Below are 16,025 nucleotides of genomic sequence, written 5' to 3' on the forward strand. Positions count from 1 at the left end.
CGACCCGCAGGCGTGGTCACGAGGACCGCACCGGGGGACGTGCCCGGTTCGCCTGCGGGTCGGGTAGCTGCTTGGGATTCGCCAGCAGCATCGGGGTGGTCCCACCCCTCCTCAGCACTGCTGGGCTGCTAGCGGGCAGCCACCTCACGCGTCCGATAAGAATTCATTCCTCGGATCACCTCCTTTCCCGTGTGCCACGACTCTAGGCCGCGCACGGGCGGCGGCCAAGGAGTTATTCGTACGCCGTCGGGCCGCTCCGGCGGCTCTCAGGCGACCTCCTCGTCGGCCTCGACCGGAGCCGCGAACTGCGACTGGTACAGCCGGGCATAGGCGCCGCCGGCGGCGAGCAGCTCGGCGTGGGAGCCCTGCTCGACGATCGAGCCCCGCTCCATGACGAGGATCAGGTCGGCGTCGCGGATGGTGGAGAGCCGGTGGGCGATGACGAAGCTGGTCCGCTCGCTGCGCAGCGCCGACATGGCGTGCTGGAGCAGGAGCTCGGTGCGGGTGTCGACGCTCGAGGTGGCCTCATCCAGGATGAGGAGGTCCGGCTCGGCGAGGAAGGCCCGGGCGATCGTGATGAGCTGGCGCTCCCCGGCCGACAGGCTGCCGCCGTCGTCCGAGACGACGGTGTCGTAGCCCTCGGGCAGCGAGTGGACGAACCTGTCCACGAAGGTGGCGCGAGAGGCCCTCAGGATCTCCTCGTCGGTGGCGCCCGGGCGGCCGTACGCGATGTTGTCGCGGATGGTGCCCTCGAAGAGCCAGGTGTCCTGGAGGACCATGCCGGTGCGCGAGCGGAGCGCGGCGCGCGGCATCTCGGTGATGTCGACGCCGTCGAGCAGGATCCGGCCGCCGTCGAGCTCGTAGAACCGCATGATGAGGTTGACCAGGGTCGTCTTGCCCGCGCCGGTGGGTCCGACGATCGCGACCGTCTGCCCCGGCCTGGCGACGAGGGAGAGGTCCTCGATGAGCGGCTTCTCGTCGTCGTACCGGAACGAGACGTGCTCGAAGCGCACCTCGCCGCGCGACTCGACCGGCTCGGCCGACGCCTCGAGCGAGCCGCGCGCGTCGGGGATCTGCTCCTCGGCGTCGAGCAGCTCGAAGACCCGCTCGGCGGAGGCGACGCCGGACTGCAGCAGGTTCATCATCGAGGCGACGGTGGTGAGCGGCTGGGTGAACTGCCGGGAGTACTGGATGAACGCCTGCAGGTCGCCCAGCGAGAGCTGGCCGTTGGCGACCCGGAGGCACCCGACGACCGCCACGGCGACGAAGTTGAGGTTCCCGACGAACATCATCAGGGGCATGATCAGGCCGCTGATGAACTGCGCCCGGAAGGCCGCGTCGTACAGCCCCTCGTTCTGCTCCTCGAAGGTCCGCTCGACCTCCTTCTGGCGGCCGAAGACGGTGACCAGGTCGTGGCCGGAGAAGGTCTCCTCGATGTGCGCGTTCAGCGCCCCGGTCTGTCGCCACTGGCGTACGAACTGGCCCTGGGAGCGCTTCATCACCTGGCCGCTGACGACCATCGCGATCGGCACCGAGACCAGCGCGATGACCGCGAGCAGCGGGCTGATCCACAGCATCATCGCGAGCACCGAGACGACCGTCAGCAGCGAGGTGAGCAGCTGGCTCATGGTCTGCTGCAGCGTCTGGCTGATGTTGTCGATGTCGTTGGTGACGCGGGAGAGCAGCTCGCCGCGCGGCTGGCGGTCGAAGTACTCCAGCGGGAGCCGGTGGACCTTGTCCTCGATGTCGGTGCGCAGCTGCTTGACGGTGCCCTGGACGACGCCGTTGAGGATGAATCCCTGCAGCCAGCCGAGGATCGAGCCCGCCACGTACACGGCGAGCACGAGGAGCAGGGCGTGCCCGAGAGCGGTGAAGTCGACTCCGTGGCCGGGGACGACGTGGTCCATCCCGCCGAGCATCTCGGCGAGCTGCCCGTGGCCGTGCTCCTGCAGGTAGGCCTGCGCCTGGTCGACGGTCATCCCCTCGGGGAGCTGCTTGCCGAACGACCCGGCGAAGATCAGGTTGGTGGCGTGGCCGAGCAGTCGCGGGCCGAGCGTCGTCAGGACGACGCTGCCGACGGCGAGCAGGATGACGGCCGCCGCCTGGAGGCGGTAGGGCGCCATCCGGCGTACGAGCCGCCGCGCCGACGGGCCGAACTGCATCGCCTTCTGGCCGACCATGCCGCCGCCCATCGGGCCGCCCTGGCCCGGGCCGCCAGGGCGCGAGATCCGCTCGGTCGTCTGCATCGTCGCCGGCTTGCGCTGGTCGCTCATGCCGCCGCCTCCTCCGCGCTCAGCTGGGACTCGACGATCTCCTGGTAGGTCTCGTTGCCGGCGAGCAGCTCCTCGTGGGTGCCGCGGCCGACCACGACGCCGTCCTCGAGCACGACGATCAGATCGGCGTCGCGGATGGTGGTGACCCGCTGGGCGACCACGACGACGGTGGCCTCGGCGGTCTCGGGCCTCAGCGCCGCCCGCAGCCGGGCGTCGGTGGCGACGTCGAGTGCCGAGAATGAGTCGTCGAAGAGGTAGATCTCGGGCCGGCGTACGAGCGCGCGGGCGATCGCCAGCCGCTGCCGCTGGCCGCCGGAGACGTTCGTCCCGCCCTGGGCGATCGGGGCATCGAGGCCGGTGCCGTGCTCCCCCGCCATCGCCTCGACGAAGTCGCGCGCCTGCGCGACCTCGAGCGCGTGCCACAGCTCCTCGTCGGTGGCGTCCGACCTGCCGTGGAGCAGGTTGGACCGGACGGTGCCGGTGAACAGGAACGCCCGCTGCGGCACCAGCCCGATCCGGCGGTGGAGGGCGTCCGGGTCGAGGTCGCGTACGTCGACGCCGTCGACCAGCACCCGCCCGGCGGTCGCGTCGAACAGGCGCGGCACCAGGTTCATCAGGGTGCTCTTGCCGGCGCCGGTGGAGCCGATGACTGCGACGGTCTGGCCCGGCCGGGCCGAGAACGAGACGTCGGTGAGCACCGGCTGCTCGGCGCCGGGGTAGGTGAAGCCGACCGCCTCGAGGTCGAGACAGCCGTGCTGGGGCACCTCCGTGACGCCGTCGGACGGCGGGACGACCGTCGACTCGGTGTCGAGGACCTCGCCGATCCGGTCGGCGCAGACCGCGCTCCGCGGCACCTGCATCAGCATGAAGGTCCCCATCATCACGCTGGTGAGGATCTGCAGCAGGTAGGACAGGAACGCCGTCAGCGGCCCGACCTGCATGCCGCCCGAGTCGACCCGGTGGCCGCCGAACCAGATGACCGCGACGCTGGACAGGTTGACGATGAGCATCAGCATCGGGAAGAGCGTGGCGAGCCACCGTCCGGCACGCACCGACACCTCGGTCAGGTCGTCGTTCGCGTGCCCGAAGCGCGTCCGCTCGACGGGCTCGCGGACGAAGGCCCGGATCACCCTGATCCCGGTGATCTGCTCGCGCAGCACGCGGTTGACCACGTCGATCCGCTTCTGCACGAGCCGGAAGTTCGGGACCATCCGCGAGACCACGAACCCCACGCAGACGACCAGGACCGGCACGACCACGACGAGGAGCCAGGAGAGCTTCACGTCCTGGTGGAGTGCCATCAGTGCGCTGCCGACCATCATGATCGGGACCGTCGCGGCGAGCGTGCAGGAGAGGTAGGCCAGCATCTGGACCTGCTGGACGTCGTTGGTGTTGCGGGTGATGAGGGACGGCGCCCCGAAGCGAGCGACCTCGCGCCCGCTGAAGGACCCGACCCGGTGGAAGACGGCAGCGCGCAGGTCGCGGCCGAAGGCCATCGCCGTACGCGCGGAGAACCAGACGGCGCAGACCGAGGCCAGGATCTGGAGGACGCTGACGCCGAGCATCACCGACCCGCGGCTCAGGATGTAGCCCGTGTCGCCGCGTGTCACGCCGTTGTCGATGATGTCGGCGTTGAGGTTGGGCAGGTAGAGCATCGCCCCGGTCGAGAGGAACTGCAGCACCACGACGGCGGCGAGGTTGCGCTTGTAGGGCCGGAGGAACTCGCGCAGGAGTCGCAGGAGCATTCAGCTCTCCTTCTTGCGTACGCCGTTCAGCACGACGTCGACGATCTCGTCGGAGGACAGGGGCTGCTCGGACCGGGAGAGCCCGGGCATCCAGGTGCCGATCGTGAGCGCTCGCAGCACGCGTGCCGCCTGACGGGGCGGCAGCCGCAGCTCGTCCGCGTGCGGCTCGAACAGGAGGACGGTGAGGTTCTCGACCAGCTGCTTGTTGGCCTCGAGGAGGAACGTCGGCGGTCCGCTCGGCCGTTCGACCGGCTCCTTCATCAGGGCCGAGCGCACGGCCATCATCACCATCAGCGCCTCCTGGGTCCGCTTCGCCAGCCGGCCCACCACGTGACGGACCTTGCTGTCGAGGTCGGGGAGGTCGGCCAGCTCACGCGCCATCGCCTCGCCGCCGCCCGGCGGGTTGATGGTCTCCTCGGCCACCGCCCAGAACAGCTCCCGCTTGTCGGCGAAGACCCGGAAGATCGTCCCCTCGGCGATGCCGGCCGCCTCGGCGATCAACCGCGTCGTCACGTTGCCGCCGTGCTCGATGAGGAGAGGACGGGTGGCCGCGACGATCGCCGCCCGGCGATCCTCGGCCGAGAGCGGCTTGGCGCGCGTACGACGTGTCTGCACGCCGCCGAGCATAAATGAGTGAGCACTCACTCACAACCGCTTTTGTCGACCTCAGTTGCCGCGCTCGCGGCGCCGTGCCTCCTTGCAGTACTCCCAGTCCTCGTCGCTCAGCCGAGGCGCGTCCGGCAGACCCTCGCCACCCGGCTCGTGCCGCAGGGGTACGCCGCCGGCGCCGATCACCGCATCGAACACCCGGTCGCTCAGCGGGGCACCCGGGTTCTCCTCGAGCCACCGCTTCACGTCCTCGGCGAGCCTGTGCCACCAGTGCTCGGTCGTGTCGTCCATGGCCCGGAGTATGTCACCGGGCCGCCGGCGGACGCTCTTGTCACGGCGAGCGTACATGTTCGATTCTGTGGGAACCTGTCGTTGGCGGAGGGGTGGGCACATGCTGGCTGAGCAGCGCAGGCGCAGGATCCTCGCCGAGCTGCGGCGCTCGGGCGCGGTCAAGGTCGCCGAGCTCACTGACCTCCTCGGCGTCTCCGACATGACGATCCGCCGCGACCTCGAGCAGCTCAGCACCGACGGTCTCGCCGAGAAGGTGCACGGCGGCGCGGTGCTCATCGGCTCGGCGACCTTCGAGCCCGGCTTCGCGGCGAAGAGCCACCTCGCCGAGCCGGCCAAGCGCGCGATCGCCGCGAAGGCCGCCACCCTGGTCCGGCCGGGCAGCGCCATCGCCCTCTCGGCAGGTACGACGACATGGTCGATGGCCCCCCTCGTCGCACGCGTCCCCGGGACGACCGTCGTGACCAACTCCCCCGAGGTCGCCGACGCCGTGACCACCGAGAACCCGCAGGCCACGGTCATCCTCACCGGCGGCATCCGTACGCCGAGCGCCGCGCTGGTCGGCCCGATCGCCGACCGCTCCATCACAGGTCTCCACGTCGACCAGCTCTTCCTCGGCGTCCACGGCATGGACCGCCGCGCCGGCTTCACGACCCCGAACCTCGCCGAGGCGGAGACCGACCAGGCGCTCATCGCGGCCGCACGCGAGGTGATCGTCGTGACCGACAGCTCGAAGTGGGGCGTGGTCGGGTTCGCCGACATCGCACCGCTGTCGATCGCCGACGCGCTGATCACCGACAGCGACCTCCCGGAGCGGGCGGTCGCCGAGCTCCGCGAGCACGTGGGCACGGTCGTCGTCGTCGACGTCTGAGCCGGCGGCGTACCGCCTCTGGGGGATCTTCCGCAGAGGGGCCGAAGGTCCGTTGACAGTGATGCAGGTCACACGCTTGACTGACGTGGGTTCCTGTCGGAACACGTTGGACTCTGTTCGAGCTAGGAGGGCGTCGTGTCAACGGAGACACCAGAGGCACACACAGGTTTCACGCGCCGGTCACTGCTCCAGGGCAGCCTGGCGGCGATGGCTCTCGGGGGCTCCGGGCTGCTCGCGGCCTGCGGGAGCAGCAGCAGCGGCGGCACCAGCTCGTCGAAGACGGTGACCATCGGATCGAACTACTCCGACCCCGGCGTCAGGAAGGCGTTCGCCTCGGTCGCCGCCGCCTTCCAGAAGTCGAGCGGGCTGACCGCGAAGGTCAACACCGTCGACCACAACACCTTCCAGAACAAGATCCAGACCTACCTGCAGGGCACGCCGGACGACGTCTTCTCGTGGTTCGCCGGGTACCGGATGAAGTTCTTCGCTGCCCAAGGGCTCGCCTCCCCCATCGACGACGTCTGGGACAAGATCGGCGACAGCTTCCCCGACTCGATCAAGAACGCCTCGAAGGCCGATGACGGCCACTACTACTTCGTCCCGCTCTACAACTACCCGTGGGTGATGAACTACCGGAAGAGCGTCTGGGACCAGCACGGCTACGAGGTGCCGACCACCTGGGACGACCTGATCGCGCTGTGCAAGCAGATGAAGTCCGACGGACTGACGCCGATCTCCTTCACCGACAAGGACGGCTGGCCGGCGATGGGGACCTTCGACATCCTCAACATGCGGATGAACGGCTACCAGTTCCACGTCGACCTGATGGCCCACGACGAGTCCTGGACGGACTCGAAGGTGGTCGCCGTCTTCGACCAGTGGAAGCAGCTCTTCCCCTACTACAGCTCCGGCCCCAACGGCCTGACCTGGGAGGAGGGCGCCCAGGCGCTGCAGAACAAGAAGGCCGGGATGATGTTCCAGGGCGCCGGACAGGTCGGGCAGCAGTTCAGCGCGGCCAACCTGCCCGACCTGAAGTTCTTCCCCTTCCCCGAGATCGACCCGGCCTACCCCACCGACAGCGGGATCGACGCACCGATCGACGGCTTCATGATGTCGAAGAGCCCGAAGAACAAGGACGGCGCCACGAAGTTCCTCGAGTACCTCGGTACGGCCGACGCCGAGGCGACCTACCTCAAGTCGGACCCGACCGACGTCGGGACCGCGCTGGACTACGACGAGAGCAGCTACAACCAGCTGCAGAAGGACTCGGCCGACATCATCGCCAAGACGAAGAACATCGCCCAGTTCCTCGACCGTGACACCCGGCCCGACTTCGCGTACCCGGTCGTGCAGAACGCGCTGCAGAGCTTCATCAACGACCAGGACAGCAACGCGGTCTGCAAGTCCCTCGAGGACCAGGCCAAGACCATCTTCGTCTGAGCCGAGGTCGCTCTCGATGAGTCACGCCCCGGCAGCGGCGGATCCGCGACGGACCCGCCGCGGACGGTCGCGCCTGCGCCACCTCACCCGCCGCGACAAGGTCGTCGTCGGCGTGATGATCGCGATCCCGCTCCTGCTGGACCTCGCGTTCATCTGGGGGCCGGCGGTGGCGACGGTCCTGTACTCCTTCACGAACGCCACCGGCGCGGCGCCGGTGAAGTGGATCGGCTGGACCAACTACCACACGCTGGCCACGATCGACCCGTCGTTCTGGCCCGCCGTACGCCACAACGCGCTCTGGCTCGGGGTCTTCATCGTCATCGCGACGCCGCTCGGGATGCTCTTCGCGGTGCTTCTCGACCGCGGGCTGCGGGGCAGCCGGATCTACCAGAGCATCTTCTTCCTGCCGGTCATGCTCTCTCTCGCCCTGATCGGGATCATCTGGCAGGTCGTCTACACGACCAACGGCGGCCTGCTCAACACGCTGCTCGGCCACGAGTCCGGCGGCATTGACTTCCTCGGCGACCCGAAGATCAACCTGTGGGCGGTCCTCGCCGAGGCGACCTGGCGGCAGGCGGGCTACGTGATGGTGCTCTACCTGTCGGGCCTGAAGGCGGTCGACCCCGCCTTGAAGGAGTCGGCCGCGCTCGACGGCGCCAACGGCTGGCAGACCTTCTGGCACGTCGTCTTCCCGGTGCTGCGGCCGATCAACGCCGTCATCATCGTGGTGACGGTCATCGAGTCGCTGCGCGCCTTCGACCTCGTCTACATCACCAACCAGGGCGGCATCGGGCTGCAGCTGATCTCCGCGATGATCACCCAGCAGATCACCGGGCCCGGCAACCGGATCGGCTACGGCTCGGCCCTCGGCGTGATCCTGCTGCTCGTCTCGATCGTGCCGATCTGCGTCTTCCTCGTGATGCAGTTCCGGAAGGGTGAGCAGGAGTGAGCGCGCGTACGTCGGTCCGCGGCCGCCGGGTCGGCGCGCAGGTCTTCCTCTTCGTGGCCGCCGCCGTCTGGATCATCCCCGTCCTCTGGGCGGTCTACCTCTCGCTGCGCCCGCTCGACGAGACGAACAAGTACGGCTACGTCTCGTGGCCGCGCTCGCTCACCTTCCAGAACTTCAAGGACGCCTGGACGCAGGGCAACGTGCAGCACTACTTCTGGAACTCCCTGATCATCACCGTGTTCGCCGTCGTGCTCACCCTGCTGCTCTCCTCGGCGCTCGCGTTCGTGGTGGCCCGGCTCCACCTGCCCTTCGGGCTGCCGCTGCTGCTGCTCTTCACCGCCGGCAACCTGCTGCCGCAGCAGGTCTTCCTGGCGCCGCTGTTCAAGATCTACAACGCGGTCGCCGTGCCGTACTGGCTGAGCGACTCCGGCAAGCTCTACGACTCGCTCGCCGGGCTGATCCTGATCAACGTCTCGTTCCAGGTCGGCTTCTGCGTCTTCGTGCTGAGCAACTTCATGCAGACGATCCCGCGCAGCATCACCGACGCCGCGCTCATGGACGGCGCCGGGGCGTGGACGCAGTACTGGCGGATCACCTTGCCGCTCTGCCGGCCGGCGCTCGCCGCGATGGCCACGCTGCTGACCACCTGGATCTACAACGACTTCTTCTGGGCGCTGGCGCTGATCTCGACCGGCACGAAGTACCCCATCACCACCGCCCTCAACGACCTCAAGGGCACCTACGCCGTCGACAACAACCTCCTCGCCGCCGGCTCGCTGATCGTGGCGGCACCCACGCTGATCGTCTACCTCCTGCTGCAGCGGCACTTCATCGCCGGGCTGACCCTCGGCAGCACGAAGGAGTAGCGGACGGGGCCGCGTCAGGGCTGCCGGATGACCGCGACGTCGCCGGCCTTGACCACGTGCGGGGCGCCGGTGCTGCCGCCGAGCAGGTCGACGCCGTCGATCGGGACGATGACCGTCTCGTGGGTGTGGTTGACGACGAAGAGGTACGACGCCTCGGCGCCCAGCCGGCGTACGGCCTCGACACCCGCGGGCAGGCCCTCGACGACGGGCTCGACCGCGCCGAGCACCTCGTCGGCGACCTCGTCGAGCGCCTCGGCGGTCAGCTCGGTGCCGACGTACCACGCCATGCCCCTGCCGACCGCGTGGCGGGTGATCGCGGGCGCCCCGGCGCACGGCCCGACGGCGTACGACGCCACGACCTCGGCGCCGGTCGCGCGGCCGAGCTCGCTCCAGACCCGGCCGACGCCCTCCTTGAGACCGGCGAGCGGGACCGTCTCCCCCTCGGGCAGCGGGTGGAACTCCTCGACGCGTATGCCGAGCAGGTCGCGCAGGGCGCCCGGGTAGCCGCCCAGCCGGATGTGGTCGTGCTCGTCGACGATCCCGGAGAAGTAGGTGGCCACCAGCGTCCCGCCGCCGCGGACGTAGGCCGTGAGCCGGGCGACGGTGGCGTCGTCGAGGAGGTACTGCACGGGCAGCACCACCACGTCGTACCCCTCGAGGCCGTCGGCCGGGCCGATGACGTCCACGCCGATGTTGCGGCCCCAGCAGACCTTGTGCCACGCCCGGGCGGTCACGAGCGGGTCGACGTCGACCGACGGGTGCGAGTCGAGCGTGGCGGCCCACCACGACGGCCAGTCGAAGAGCAGCGCGACCGACGCGGGTGCGACCCGGCTGCCGGCGACCTCGGCGATGGCGCGGACGTCGTCGCCGAGGCGGCAGACGTCGCGCCACAGCCGGCTCTCAGTGCCGGCATGCGGCACCATCGCGGAGTGGAACTTCTCCGCGCCGCCGCGGGAGGCGCGCCACTGGAAGAACATCACGCCGTCCGCACCGCGGGCAAGGTGCTGGAAGGAGTTGCGCCGCATCTCGCCGGGCACCTTGGCGAGGTTGCGCGGCTGCCAGTTGACCGCCGACGTCGAGTGCTCCATGAGAAGCCACGAGCGCCCACCGGCGAGGGACCGGAGCAGGTCGGCGGTCATCGCGAGGTGCTGGGTGCGGTCCGGCTCGGCGCCGATCAGGTAGTGGTCGTTGGAGACGATGTCCTGCTCGGCCGCCCAGCCGCGGTAGTCGAGCGGCTTGAAGAAGCCCATGAAGTTGGTCGTCAGCGGGGCGTCGGAGTGCTCGCGGACGGCCGCGGCCTCGGCGCGGAAGAGGTCGCGCTGGGCATCGGAGGAGAACCGCCACCAGTCCAGCTGCTGGCCGGGGTTGGCGAAGGAGTTGTAGGACACCTCGCGGGGCGGCCCGATCTGCTCCCAGTCGGTGTAGTGCTGGCTCCAGAACGCCGTCGCCCAGGCGTCGTTGAGCGCATCGAGCGACCCGTAGCGGTCGCGGAGCCAGTCGCGGTAGGCCGCCGCGGAGACGTCGCAGTAGCAGTGCCAGTTGTGGTCGGCGTACTCGTTGCTGACGTGCCACATCACGACGGCGGGGTGGTCGGCGTACCGCTCCGCCATGGCGCCCGCCATCCGGACGGCGGCCCCGCGGAACGCCGGTGAGGAAGGGCAGTAGGCCTGGCGGCTCCCGAACGTGCGGCGTACGCCGGCGCCGTCGACCAGCGCGGCGTCGGGATGCTCGAGGAGGAACCACGGCGGCGGGCTGGCGGTGGCGGTGGCCAGGTCGACATGGATGCCCCCGGCGTGCAGGCGGTCGAGCACCCGGTCGAGCCAGCCGAAGTCGTGCTTGCCGGGCTCCGGCTCGAGCAGCGCCCACGAGAAGATGCCGACGCTGACCATCGTCACGCCCGCGGCCCGCATGAGCGCGACGTCCTCGTCCCAGACCTCCTCGGGCCACTGCTCGGGGTTGTAGTCGGCCCCGAACGCCAGCCGCCCGCCGAGCGCCTCGGTCAGCTCCGCCATGCCGTCGCGCTGTGCGGTCACGGCGCCAGCCGCTCCGTCACCCAGCCCGAGGGCTGGTCGGTGGCGCGCCGGTAGCGCAGCCGGTCGTGCATCCGGCCGGGCCGGCCCTGCCAGAACTCCACCGCCTCGGGACGTATGACGTAGCCGCCCCAGAACGGCGGCAGCGGGACGTCCTGCCCGTCGTAGCGCGACTCCAGCTCGGCGTACGCCGTGTCGAGCGCCTCGCGGCCGGCGACGACGGTCGACTGGCGCGACGCCCACGCGCCGAGCTGGGAGCCGCGCGGTCGGGTCGCGAAGTACTCCTCGACCTCCGCGCGCGGCAGCTCGGTCGCGACGCCGTCGATGCGGACCTGGCGCTCGAGCGGGTGCCACGGGAAGAGCAGCGCGACCCGCGGGTTGGCGGCCAGCTCCGTGCCCTTGCGCGAGCCCAGGTTGGTGAAGAAGACGAAGCCGCGCTCCCCGAAGCCCTTCAGCAGCACCATCCGCGAGGACGGCGTGCCGTCCGGCGCGGCGGTGGCCACGACCATCGCGTTGGGCTCGTGGATGCCGGCATCCCGCGCCTCGGCGTACCAGCGCTCGAACATCGTGATCGGGTCGGGCGCCAGGTCGTCCTCGGTCAGGCCGCCGCGGGTGTAGTTCGCGCGGGCGCCCGCCACCTCCTCGGAGAGACTCACGCCCCCAGGCTAGTGGTGCTCCGGTCCGGCGTGAGCACACCGCGTACGCCGGGAAGGTCGGTCGTGCTGGTTCCCGCCGTCCCGGAGGACGCCCCGACCGCCCGGATCCCGGGTGGGGCAGAATGCCGGACGACGAAAACGAAGAAGGAGCTGGCATGACCGAGGTACACCACGGTCTCGAGGGCGTCGTCGCGTTCGAGACCGAGATCGCCGAGCCCGACAAGGAAGGCTCCGCCCTGCGCTATCGGGGCGTGGACATCGAGGACATCGTCGGCCGGGTCCCGTTCGAGAACGTCTGGGGCCTGCTGATCGACGGCTCGTACGCCCCCGGTCTGCCACCCGCCGAGGCGTTCAACCTGCCGGTCCACACCGGCGACGTACGCGTCGACGTCCAGGCCGCCATCGCCATGCTGGCCCAGACCTTCGGCTTCCGGGCGACGTACGACATCACCCCGGAGCAGGCCCGCGCGGACCTCGCCCGGGTCGCCGTCATGGTCCTGTCGTACGCCGGCCAGTCGGCCCGCGGGCTGCACCTGCCGGTGGTGCCGCAGGCCGAGGTCGACAAGGGTGCCACGCTCGCCGAGAAGTTCCTCATCCGGTGGCGCGGCGAGGCCGACCCGAAGCACGCGCACGCGATCGACGCGTACTGGTCCTCCGCGGCCGAGCACGGCATGAACGCCTCGACGTTCACCGCCCGCGTGATCACCTCGACCGGTGCCGACGTCGCGGCCGCCTTCTCGGGTGCCATCGGCGCGATGAGCGGCCCGCTCCACGGCGGCGCCCCGTCCCGGGTGCTCGGCATGATCGAGGAGGTGGAGAAGTCCGGCGACGCCGAGGCGTACGTCAAGCGGCTGCTCGACAACGGCGAGCGGCTGATGGGCTTCGGGCACCGGGTCTACCGCGCCGAGGACCCGCGGGCGCGCGTGCTGCGGCGTACGGCGCGCGAGCTCGGCGCCCCGCGCTTCGAGGTTGCCGAGGCGCTGGAGAAGGCGGCGCTCTCGGAGCTGCGCGCCCGCCGCCCCGACCGGGTCCTGGAGACCAACGTGGAGTTCTGGGCGGCCATCGTCCTCGACTTCGCCGAGGTGCCGGCGAACATGTTCACCTCGATGTTCACCTGTGCCCGCACCGGTGGCTGGTCGGCCCACATCCTGGAGCAGGTCCGCACCGGCCGCCTCATCCGGCCCTCGGCCCGCTATGTCGGCCCCGGGCCGCGCCCGGCCGACTCGGTCGAGGGCTGGAACCCGGAGTGGGCCGACTGACGGGTCCCCTCCCGACGCTGAGGACCGACCGGCTGCTGTTGGAGCCGGTCGGACCTTCTCATCTTCCCTCTCTCGTCGAGCTCAACAGCGACCCGGCGGTCATGGAGTTCATCCTCGGCCGCGGCGCGACGCCCGCGGAGACCGAGGAGGAGTGGGCACGCCGTCTGGGGTCTCAGACGGACCCGGACCGTGGGCTCGGCTACTGGGCCGGCGTCGTCGACGGGTCCTTCGTCGGCTGGTGGTCGGCGAGCTCCTTCCGATCGGACCCGTCCATCGCCGGAATCGGCTATCGGCTCGGCCGAGCGTGGTGGGGACGCGGCCTGGCGACCGAGGGCGCGCGGGCGATGGTCGAGCAGGCCTTCTCCGTAGCCGGGATAGAGCGGGTGGTCGCGTCGACGATGGCCGTGAACACCCGCTCGCGCCACGTGCTTGAGAAGGTCGGGCTGGTGCACGTCGACACGACGTACGAGGAATGGGCCGATCCGCTCCCCGGCGCCGAGCTGGGAGAGGTGATCTACCAGATCACGCGGGACAGGCGGGGCGGCGCCGGCCACCGCACGTGACACGGCCGGCGCCCAGGCAGCGCCCAGCCCGGTCACAGGTAGGTGCGGTGGGCTGACTCCACGCCCGTGACCGAGGAGTGACCGCGGATGCATCCACCGGAAGCCAGCGACCCCGCCGACCTCCCCGACGACCTCCACGTCCTCTTCAGCCACGTGCTCGCGTCCTTCGTCGCCGAGGCCGACTCCGCACGGGCGCGCGGGGACGTCCCGGGGTTCCGGTTCTGGTGCGGCCAGCTCGACATCGTCGATGCGATGCGGCGTGACCTGGTGGACGACCCGCGCGAGGCCCCCGAGGTCAGGCGGTTCCTCCAGCGGGCGCTGCGAGCGCTGTGACTGTCGACGACGGCAGCGGCTTGCCGAGGAAGGTGATGGCGACGTCGGCGAACTCCCGGGTGCCGTAGAACCCGAACGGCTCGACGTCGACGTAGCCCGCGGAGCGGTAGAGGGCGATCGCCTCGTGCTGGGCGGGGCCGGTGCTGAGCACGAGAGCCTCGTAGCCGGCCGCCGCCGCGGCGTCCTCGAGATGGGCGAGCATGCGCCGCGCGTACCCACGGCGGCCCTGCTCGGGGACGACGTACATCCGCTTGAGCTCGGCGGTCCGCGTCGTCCCGAGCGCGGGTACGCCGGCGCCCCGCCAGGCGCCGGTGGTGACCGGCACGCCGTCGACGTAGCCGACGAAGAAGGCCCCGCTGGGCGGGGTGAACATCGCCGCCTCGGTCGGGTCGTCGTCGCGGCCGCCGTAGATCCGGAGGTAGTACTCCTGCACCCGCTCCACCAGCAGCCGGGCGTCGGGGTGGTCGTAGGGGACCTGGCGGATCTCGGGCGTCACCACGTCATTCTCCGACCCGCCCTCAGTCTCCCGCCAGCGAGTTCCCGCACGCGTCGCAGAACCGCGCCGCGGCGTCGTTGCGTACGCCGCACCGGGAGCAGTACGGACCCGTCCTGCCGTCGTCGCGCAGACCGCCGGCGATGTCGCCGGTGAGGCTGCGGACGGCCTGGGAGCCCTCGCCGGCGAGGTAGTTGACCTGGGCGCGCAGGAAGCCGATGTTGAGGCACTGCAGCCCGATCCCGAAGAGCGCGAAGCTGCCGACGGTGCCGAAGCCCCAGCCGGCGGGACTGGGCGCGTCGAAGCTGTCGTCGGTCATGGCGTCGAGGAGGTGCTTGCCGCACCACAGGAACAGCACGACGCCGAGCATCGTGAGGACGACGCCCGCGACCCGCGCCGTGGTGCGGATGGTGGCGTTGGTGCGCGCGGTGCCGGGGTCGACGGCCATGTGGACTCCCCTGGGTGGTGGTCGGTGGCGGCTGGGACAATTCCCGTGACACCCCGAAGCAAACCAAAGGTTGCCCGATGCCCACGCCGAATCTGCAGATTCCCGCCGACCTCCTGCCCGCCGACGGCCGGTTCGGGTCCGGGCCGTCGAAGGTGCCGGCGGGCCGGCTCGAGTCGCTTGCCGCGACCGGCGCCTCGCTGATGGGCACCTCCCACCGGCAGCAGCCGGTCAAGGACCTCGTGCAGCGGGTGCGCACCGGACTGCGCGAGCTGTTCTCGCTGCCGGGCGACTACGAGGTGGTGCTCGGCAACGGCGGATCGGTCGCCTTCTTCGATCTCCTCACCTACGCGATCGTGCGCGAGCGCAGCCAGCACGCGGTCTTCGGCGAGTTCGGCCGGAAGTTCGCCGCGGCCTCGTCGGCCGCCCCGTGGCTGGCGGAGCCGGCCGTGGTGGAGGCGGCGCCGGGTGGCCTGGCGCTGCCGGCGTACGACGCCGGGGTGGACGTCTACGCGTGGACCCACAACGAGACCTCGACGGGCGTGATGGCGCCGGTCGAGCGCCCGAAGGGCGCGACCGCCGACCAGCTCACCGTCCTCGACGCGACCTCCGCGGCGGGCGGGTTGCCGCTCGACCCGGCCGCGGCCGACGTCTACTTCTTCGCGCCGCAGAAGTCATTCGCCTCCGACGGCGGGCTCTGGCTCGCGCTGCTCTCCCCCGCCGCGATCGCTCGCGCCGAGGAGATCGCGGCATCCGGGCGCCACATCCCGGCGTTCTTCGACCTCGTCGGCGCGATCAAGCAGTCCCATGCCGGGCAGACGGTCAACACCCCCGCGGTCGCGACCCTCTTCCTGATGGCCGAGCAGCTGGACTGGATGAACGCGAACGGCGGGCTGGCCGGGATGGTCGAGCGCACCACCGCCTCGGCCGAGGCGCTCTACACCTGGGCGGAGAAGTCGTCGTACGCCGCGCCGTTCGTCCCCGAGCCGGCCCACCGCTCGCTCGTCGTCGGCACCGTCGACCTCGACCCGTCGATCGACAAGGACGTCCTGCGCGCTGTGCTGGTCGCCAACGGCGTGGTCGACCTCGACGCCTACCGCGGGATCGGCACCAACCAGCTGCGCGTCGGGATGTACCCCGCCGTCGACGCGGCCGACGTCGCCGCCCTCACCGCCTGCATCGACTGGGTCGTCGAGCGGCTGTGA

16 protein-coding genes are annotated in these 16,025 nt (G+C 70.6%); 8 read left to right on the forward strand and 8 right to left on the reverse strand.

Going from position 1 to position 16,025, the window contains the following annotated elements; genetic code table 11:
* Positions 1 to 266 precede the first annotated feature (266 nt).
* Genes ABLE53_RS20570 through ABLE53_RS20585 form a run of 4 tightly spaced genes read right to left on the reverse strand, consistent with a single transcriptional unit; the run spans position 267 to position 4,918 of the window.
* A complete protein-coding gene (locus ABLE53_RS20570) occupies positions 267 to 2,273 on the reverse strand; it encodes an ABC transporter ATP-binding protein (RefSeq protein WP_348861018.1) in 2,007 nt (668 codons plus the stop codon).
* Complete coding sequence (locus ABLE53_RS20575; RefSeq protein WP_348861019.1) at positions 2,270 to 4,018, reverse strand: ABC transporter ATP-binding protein; 1,749 nt, start codon at positions 4,016 to 4,018, stop codon at positions 2,270 to 2,272. The genes ABLE53_RS20570 and ABLE53_RS20575 overlap by 4 nt, the downstream gene beginning before the upstream one ends.
* Positions 4,019 to 4,633: a TetR/AcrR family transcriptional regulator gene (locus ABLE53_RS20580; protein WP_348861020.1), complete on the reverse strand. Its 615-nt coding sequence runs from the start codon at positions 4,631 to 4,633 to the stop codon at positions 4,019 to 4,021.
* A gap of 51 nt (positions 4,634 to 4,684) precedes the next feature.
* The gene (locus tag ABLE53_RS20585) at positions 4,685 to 4,918 is read right to left on the reverse strand and encodes a hypothetical protein (protein ID WP_348861021.1); all 234 of its coding nucleotides are present in this window, start codon (positions 4,916 to 4,918) and stop codon (positions 4,685 to 4,687) included.
* A 100-nt stretch (positions 4,919 to 5,018) separates the two neighbouring features.
* Here ABLE53_RS20585 and ABLE53_RS20590 point away from each other — a divergent pair, with 100 nt between their 5' ends.
* The 4 genes from ABLE53_RS20590 (at position 5,019) to ABLE53_RS20605 (ending at position 9,041) form a co-directional block, all read left to right on the forward strand.
* A complete protein-coding gene (locus ABLE53_RS20590; RefSeq protein ID WP_348861022.1) occupies positions 5,019 to 5,786 on the forward strand; it encodes a DeoR/GlpR family DNA-binding transcription regulator in 768 nt (255 codons plus the stop codon).
* Between the two features lie 207 nt (positions 5,787 to 5,993).
* Entirely contained in the window at positions 5,994 to 7,226 is a 1,233-nt protein-coding gene (locus ABLE53_RS20595) for an ABC transporter substrate-binding protein (RefSeq protein ID WP_348861023.1), read from the forward strand.
* 16 nt (positions 7,227 to 7,242) lie between these two features.
* Positions 7,243 to 8,175: a carbohydrate ABC transporter permease gene (locus ABLE53_RS20600; protein ID WP_348861024.1), complete on the forward strand. Its 933-nt coding sequence runs from the start codon at positions 7,243 to 7,245 to the stop codon at positions 8,173 to 8,175.
* Positions 8,172 to 9,041: a carbohydrate ABC transporter permease gene (locus tag ABLE53_RS20605; protein ID WP_348861025.1), complete on the forward strand. Its 870-nt coding sequence runs from the start codon at positions 8,172 to 8,174 to the stop codon at positions 9,039 to 9,041. Before ABLE53_RS20600 ends, ABLE53_RS20605 begins: the two co-directional genes overlap by 4 nt.
* A gap of 14 nt (positions 9,042 to 9,055) precedes the next feature.
* Here ABLE53_RS20605 and ABLE53_RS20610 read toward each other — a convergent pair whose 3' ends face one another.
* Together ABLE53_RS20610 and pdxH are read right to left on the reverse strand one after the other, a co-directional pair.
* Positions 9,056 to 11,074 (reverse strand): beta-galactosidase, encoded by a 2,019-nt coding sequence (locus ABLE53_RS20610; protein WP_348861026.1) that lies wholly within the window; start codon positions 11,072 to 11,074, stop codon positions 9,056 to 9,058.
* Positions 11,071 to 11,727, reverse strand: a complete 657-nt coding sequence (pdxH, locus tag ABLE53_RS20615; protein WP_348861027.1) for a pyridoxamine 5'-phosphate oxidase — start codon at positions 11,725 to 11,727, stop codon at positions 11,071 to 11,073. The genes ABLE53_RS20610 and pdxH overlap by 4 nt, the downstream gene beginning before the upstream one ends.
* 155 nt (positions 11,728 to 11,882) lie before the next feature.
* Between pdxH and ABLE53_RS20620 the strand changes: the two genes are divergently transcribed.
* From ABLE53_RS20620 to ABLE53_RS20630, 3 genes are all read left to right on the forward strand, one after another.
* Entirely contained in the window at positions 11,883 to 12,986 is a 1,104-nt protein-coding gene (locus ABLE53_RS20620) for a citrate synthase 2 (RefSeq protein ID WP_348861028.1), read from the forward strand.
* Positions 12,974 to 13,549: a GNAT family N-acetyltransferase gene (locus ABLE53_RS20625; protein ID WP_348861029.1), complete on the forward strand. Its 576-nt coding sequence runs from the start codon at positions 12,974 to 12,976 to the stop codon at positions 13,547 to 13,549. The genes ABLE53_RS20620 and ABLE53_RS20625 overlap by 13 nt, the downstream gene beginning before the upstream one ends.
* Positions 13,550 to 13,636: 87 nt before the next feature.
* The gene (locus tag ABLE53_RS20630; protein ID WP_348861030.1) at positions 13,637 to 13,882 is read left to right on the forward strand and encodes a hypothetical protein; all 246 of its coding nucleotides are present in this window, start codon (positions 13,637 to 13,639) and stop codon (positions 13,880 to 13,882) included.
* On the opposite strand, the gene ABLE53_RS20635 is transcribed toward ABLE53_RS20630, so the two are convergent.
* Positions 13,845 to 14,378, reverse strand: a complete 534-nt coding sequence (locus ABLE53_RS20635; protein ID WP_348861031.1) for a GNAT family N-acetyltransferase — start codon at positions 14,376 to 14,378, stop codon at positions 13,845 to 13,847. The two genes, ABLE53_RS20630 and ABLE53_RS20635, sit on opposite strands and share 38 nt — an antisense overlap.
* A 22-nt stretch (positions 14,379 to 14,400) precedes the next feature.
* Positions 14,401 to 14,823 (reverse strand): zinc-ribbon domain-containing protein, encoded by a 423-nt coding sequence (locus tag ABLE53_RS20640; protein WP_348861032.1) that lies wholly within the window; start codon positions 14,821 to 14,823, stop codon positions 14,401 to 14,403.
* A 77-nt stretch (positions 14,824 to 14,900) separates the two neighbouring features.
* On the opposite strand from ABLE53_RS20640, the gene serC reads away from it, so the two are divergent.
* Entirely contained in the window at positions 14,901 to 16,025 is a 1,125-nt protein-coding gene (gene serC / locus ABLE53_RS20645; RefSeq protein ID WP_348861033.1) for a phosphoserine transaminase, read from the forward strand.

The organism is Nocardioides asiaticus, from assembly GCF_040049175.1.
Lineage (GTDB): Bacteria > Actinomycetota > Actinomycetes > Propionibacteriales > Nocardioidaceae > Nocardioides > Nocardioides cheoyonin.

Coding starts and splice junctions, on each gene's coding strand:
- ABLE53_RS20570 (WP_348861018.1), bottom strand. CDS start 2,273: ATGAGCGACCAGCGCAAGCCGGCGACGATGCAGACGACCGAGCGGATC.
- ABLE53_RS20575 (WP_348861019.1), bottom strand. CDS start 4,018: ATGCTCCTGCGACTCCTGCGCGAGTTCCTCCGGCCCTACAAGCGCAAC.
- ABLE53_RS20585 (WP_348861021.1), bottom strand. CDS start 4,918: ATGGACGACACGACCGAGCACTGGTGGCACAGGCTCGCCGAGGACGTG.
- ABLE53_RS20590 (WP_348861022.1), top strand. CDS start 5,019: ATGCTGGCTGAGCAGCGCAGGCGCAGGATCCTCGCCGAGCTGCGGCGC.
- ABLE53_RS20595 (WP_348861023.1), top strand. CDS start 5,994: ATGGCTCTCGGGGGCTCCGGGCTGCTCGCGGCCTGCGGGAGCAGCAGC.
- ABLE53_RS20600 (WP_348861024.1), top strand. CDS start 7,243: ATGAGTCACGCCCCGGCAGCGGCGGATCCGCGACGGACCCGCCGCGGA.
- ABLE53_RS20620 (WP_348861028.1), top strand. CDS start 11,883: ATGACCGAGGTACACCACGGTCTCGAGGGCGTCGTCGCGTTCGAGACC.
- ABLE53_RS20630 (WP_348861030.1), top strand. CDS start 13,637: ATGCATCCACCGGAAGCCAGCGACCCCGCCGACCTCCCCGACGACCTC.
- ABLE53_RS20640 (WP_348861032.1), bottom strand. CDS start 14,823: ATGGCCGTCGACCCCGGCACCGCGCGCACCAACGCCACCATCCGCACC.
- serC (WP_348861033.1), top strand. CDS start 14,901: ATGCCCACGCCGAATCTGCAGATTCCCGCCGACCTCCTGCCCGCCGAC.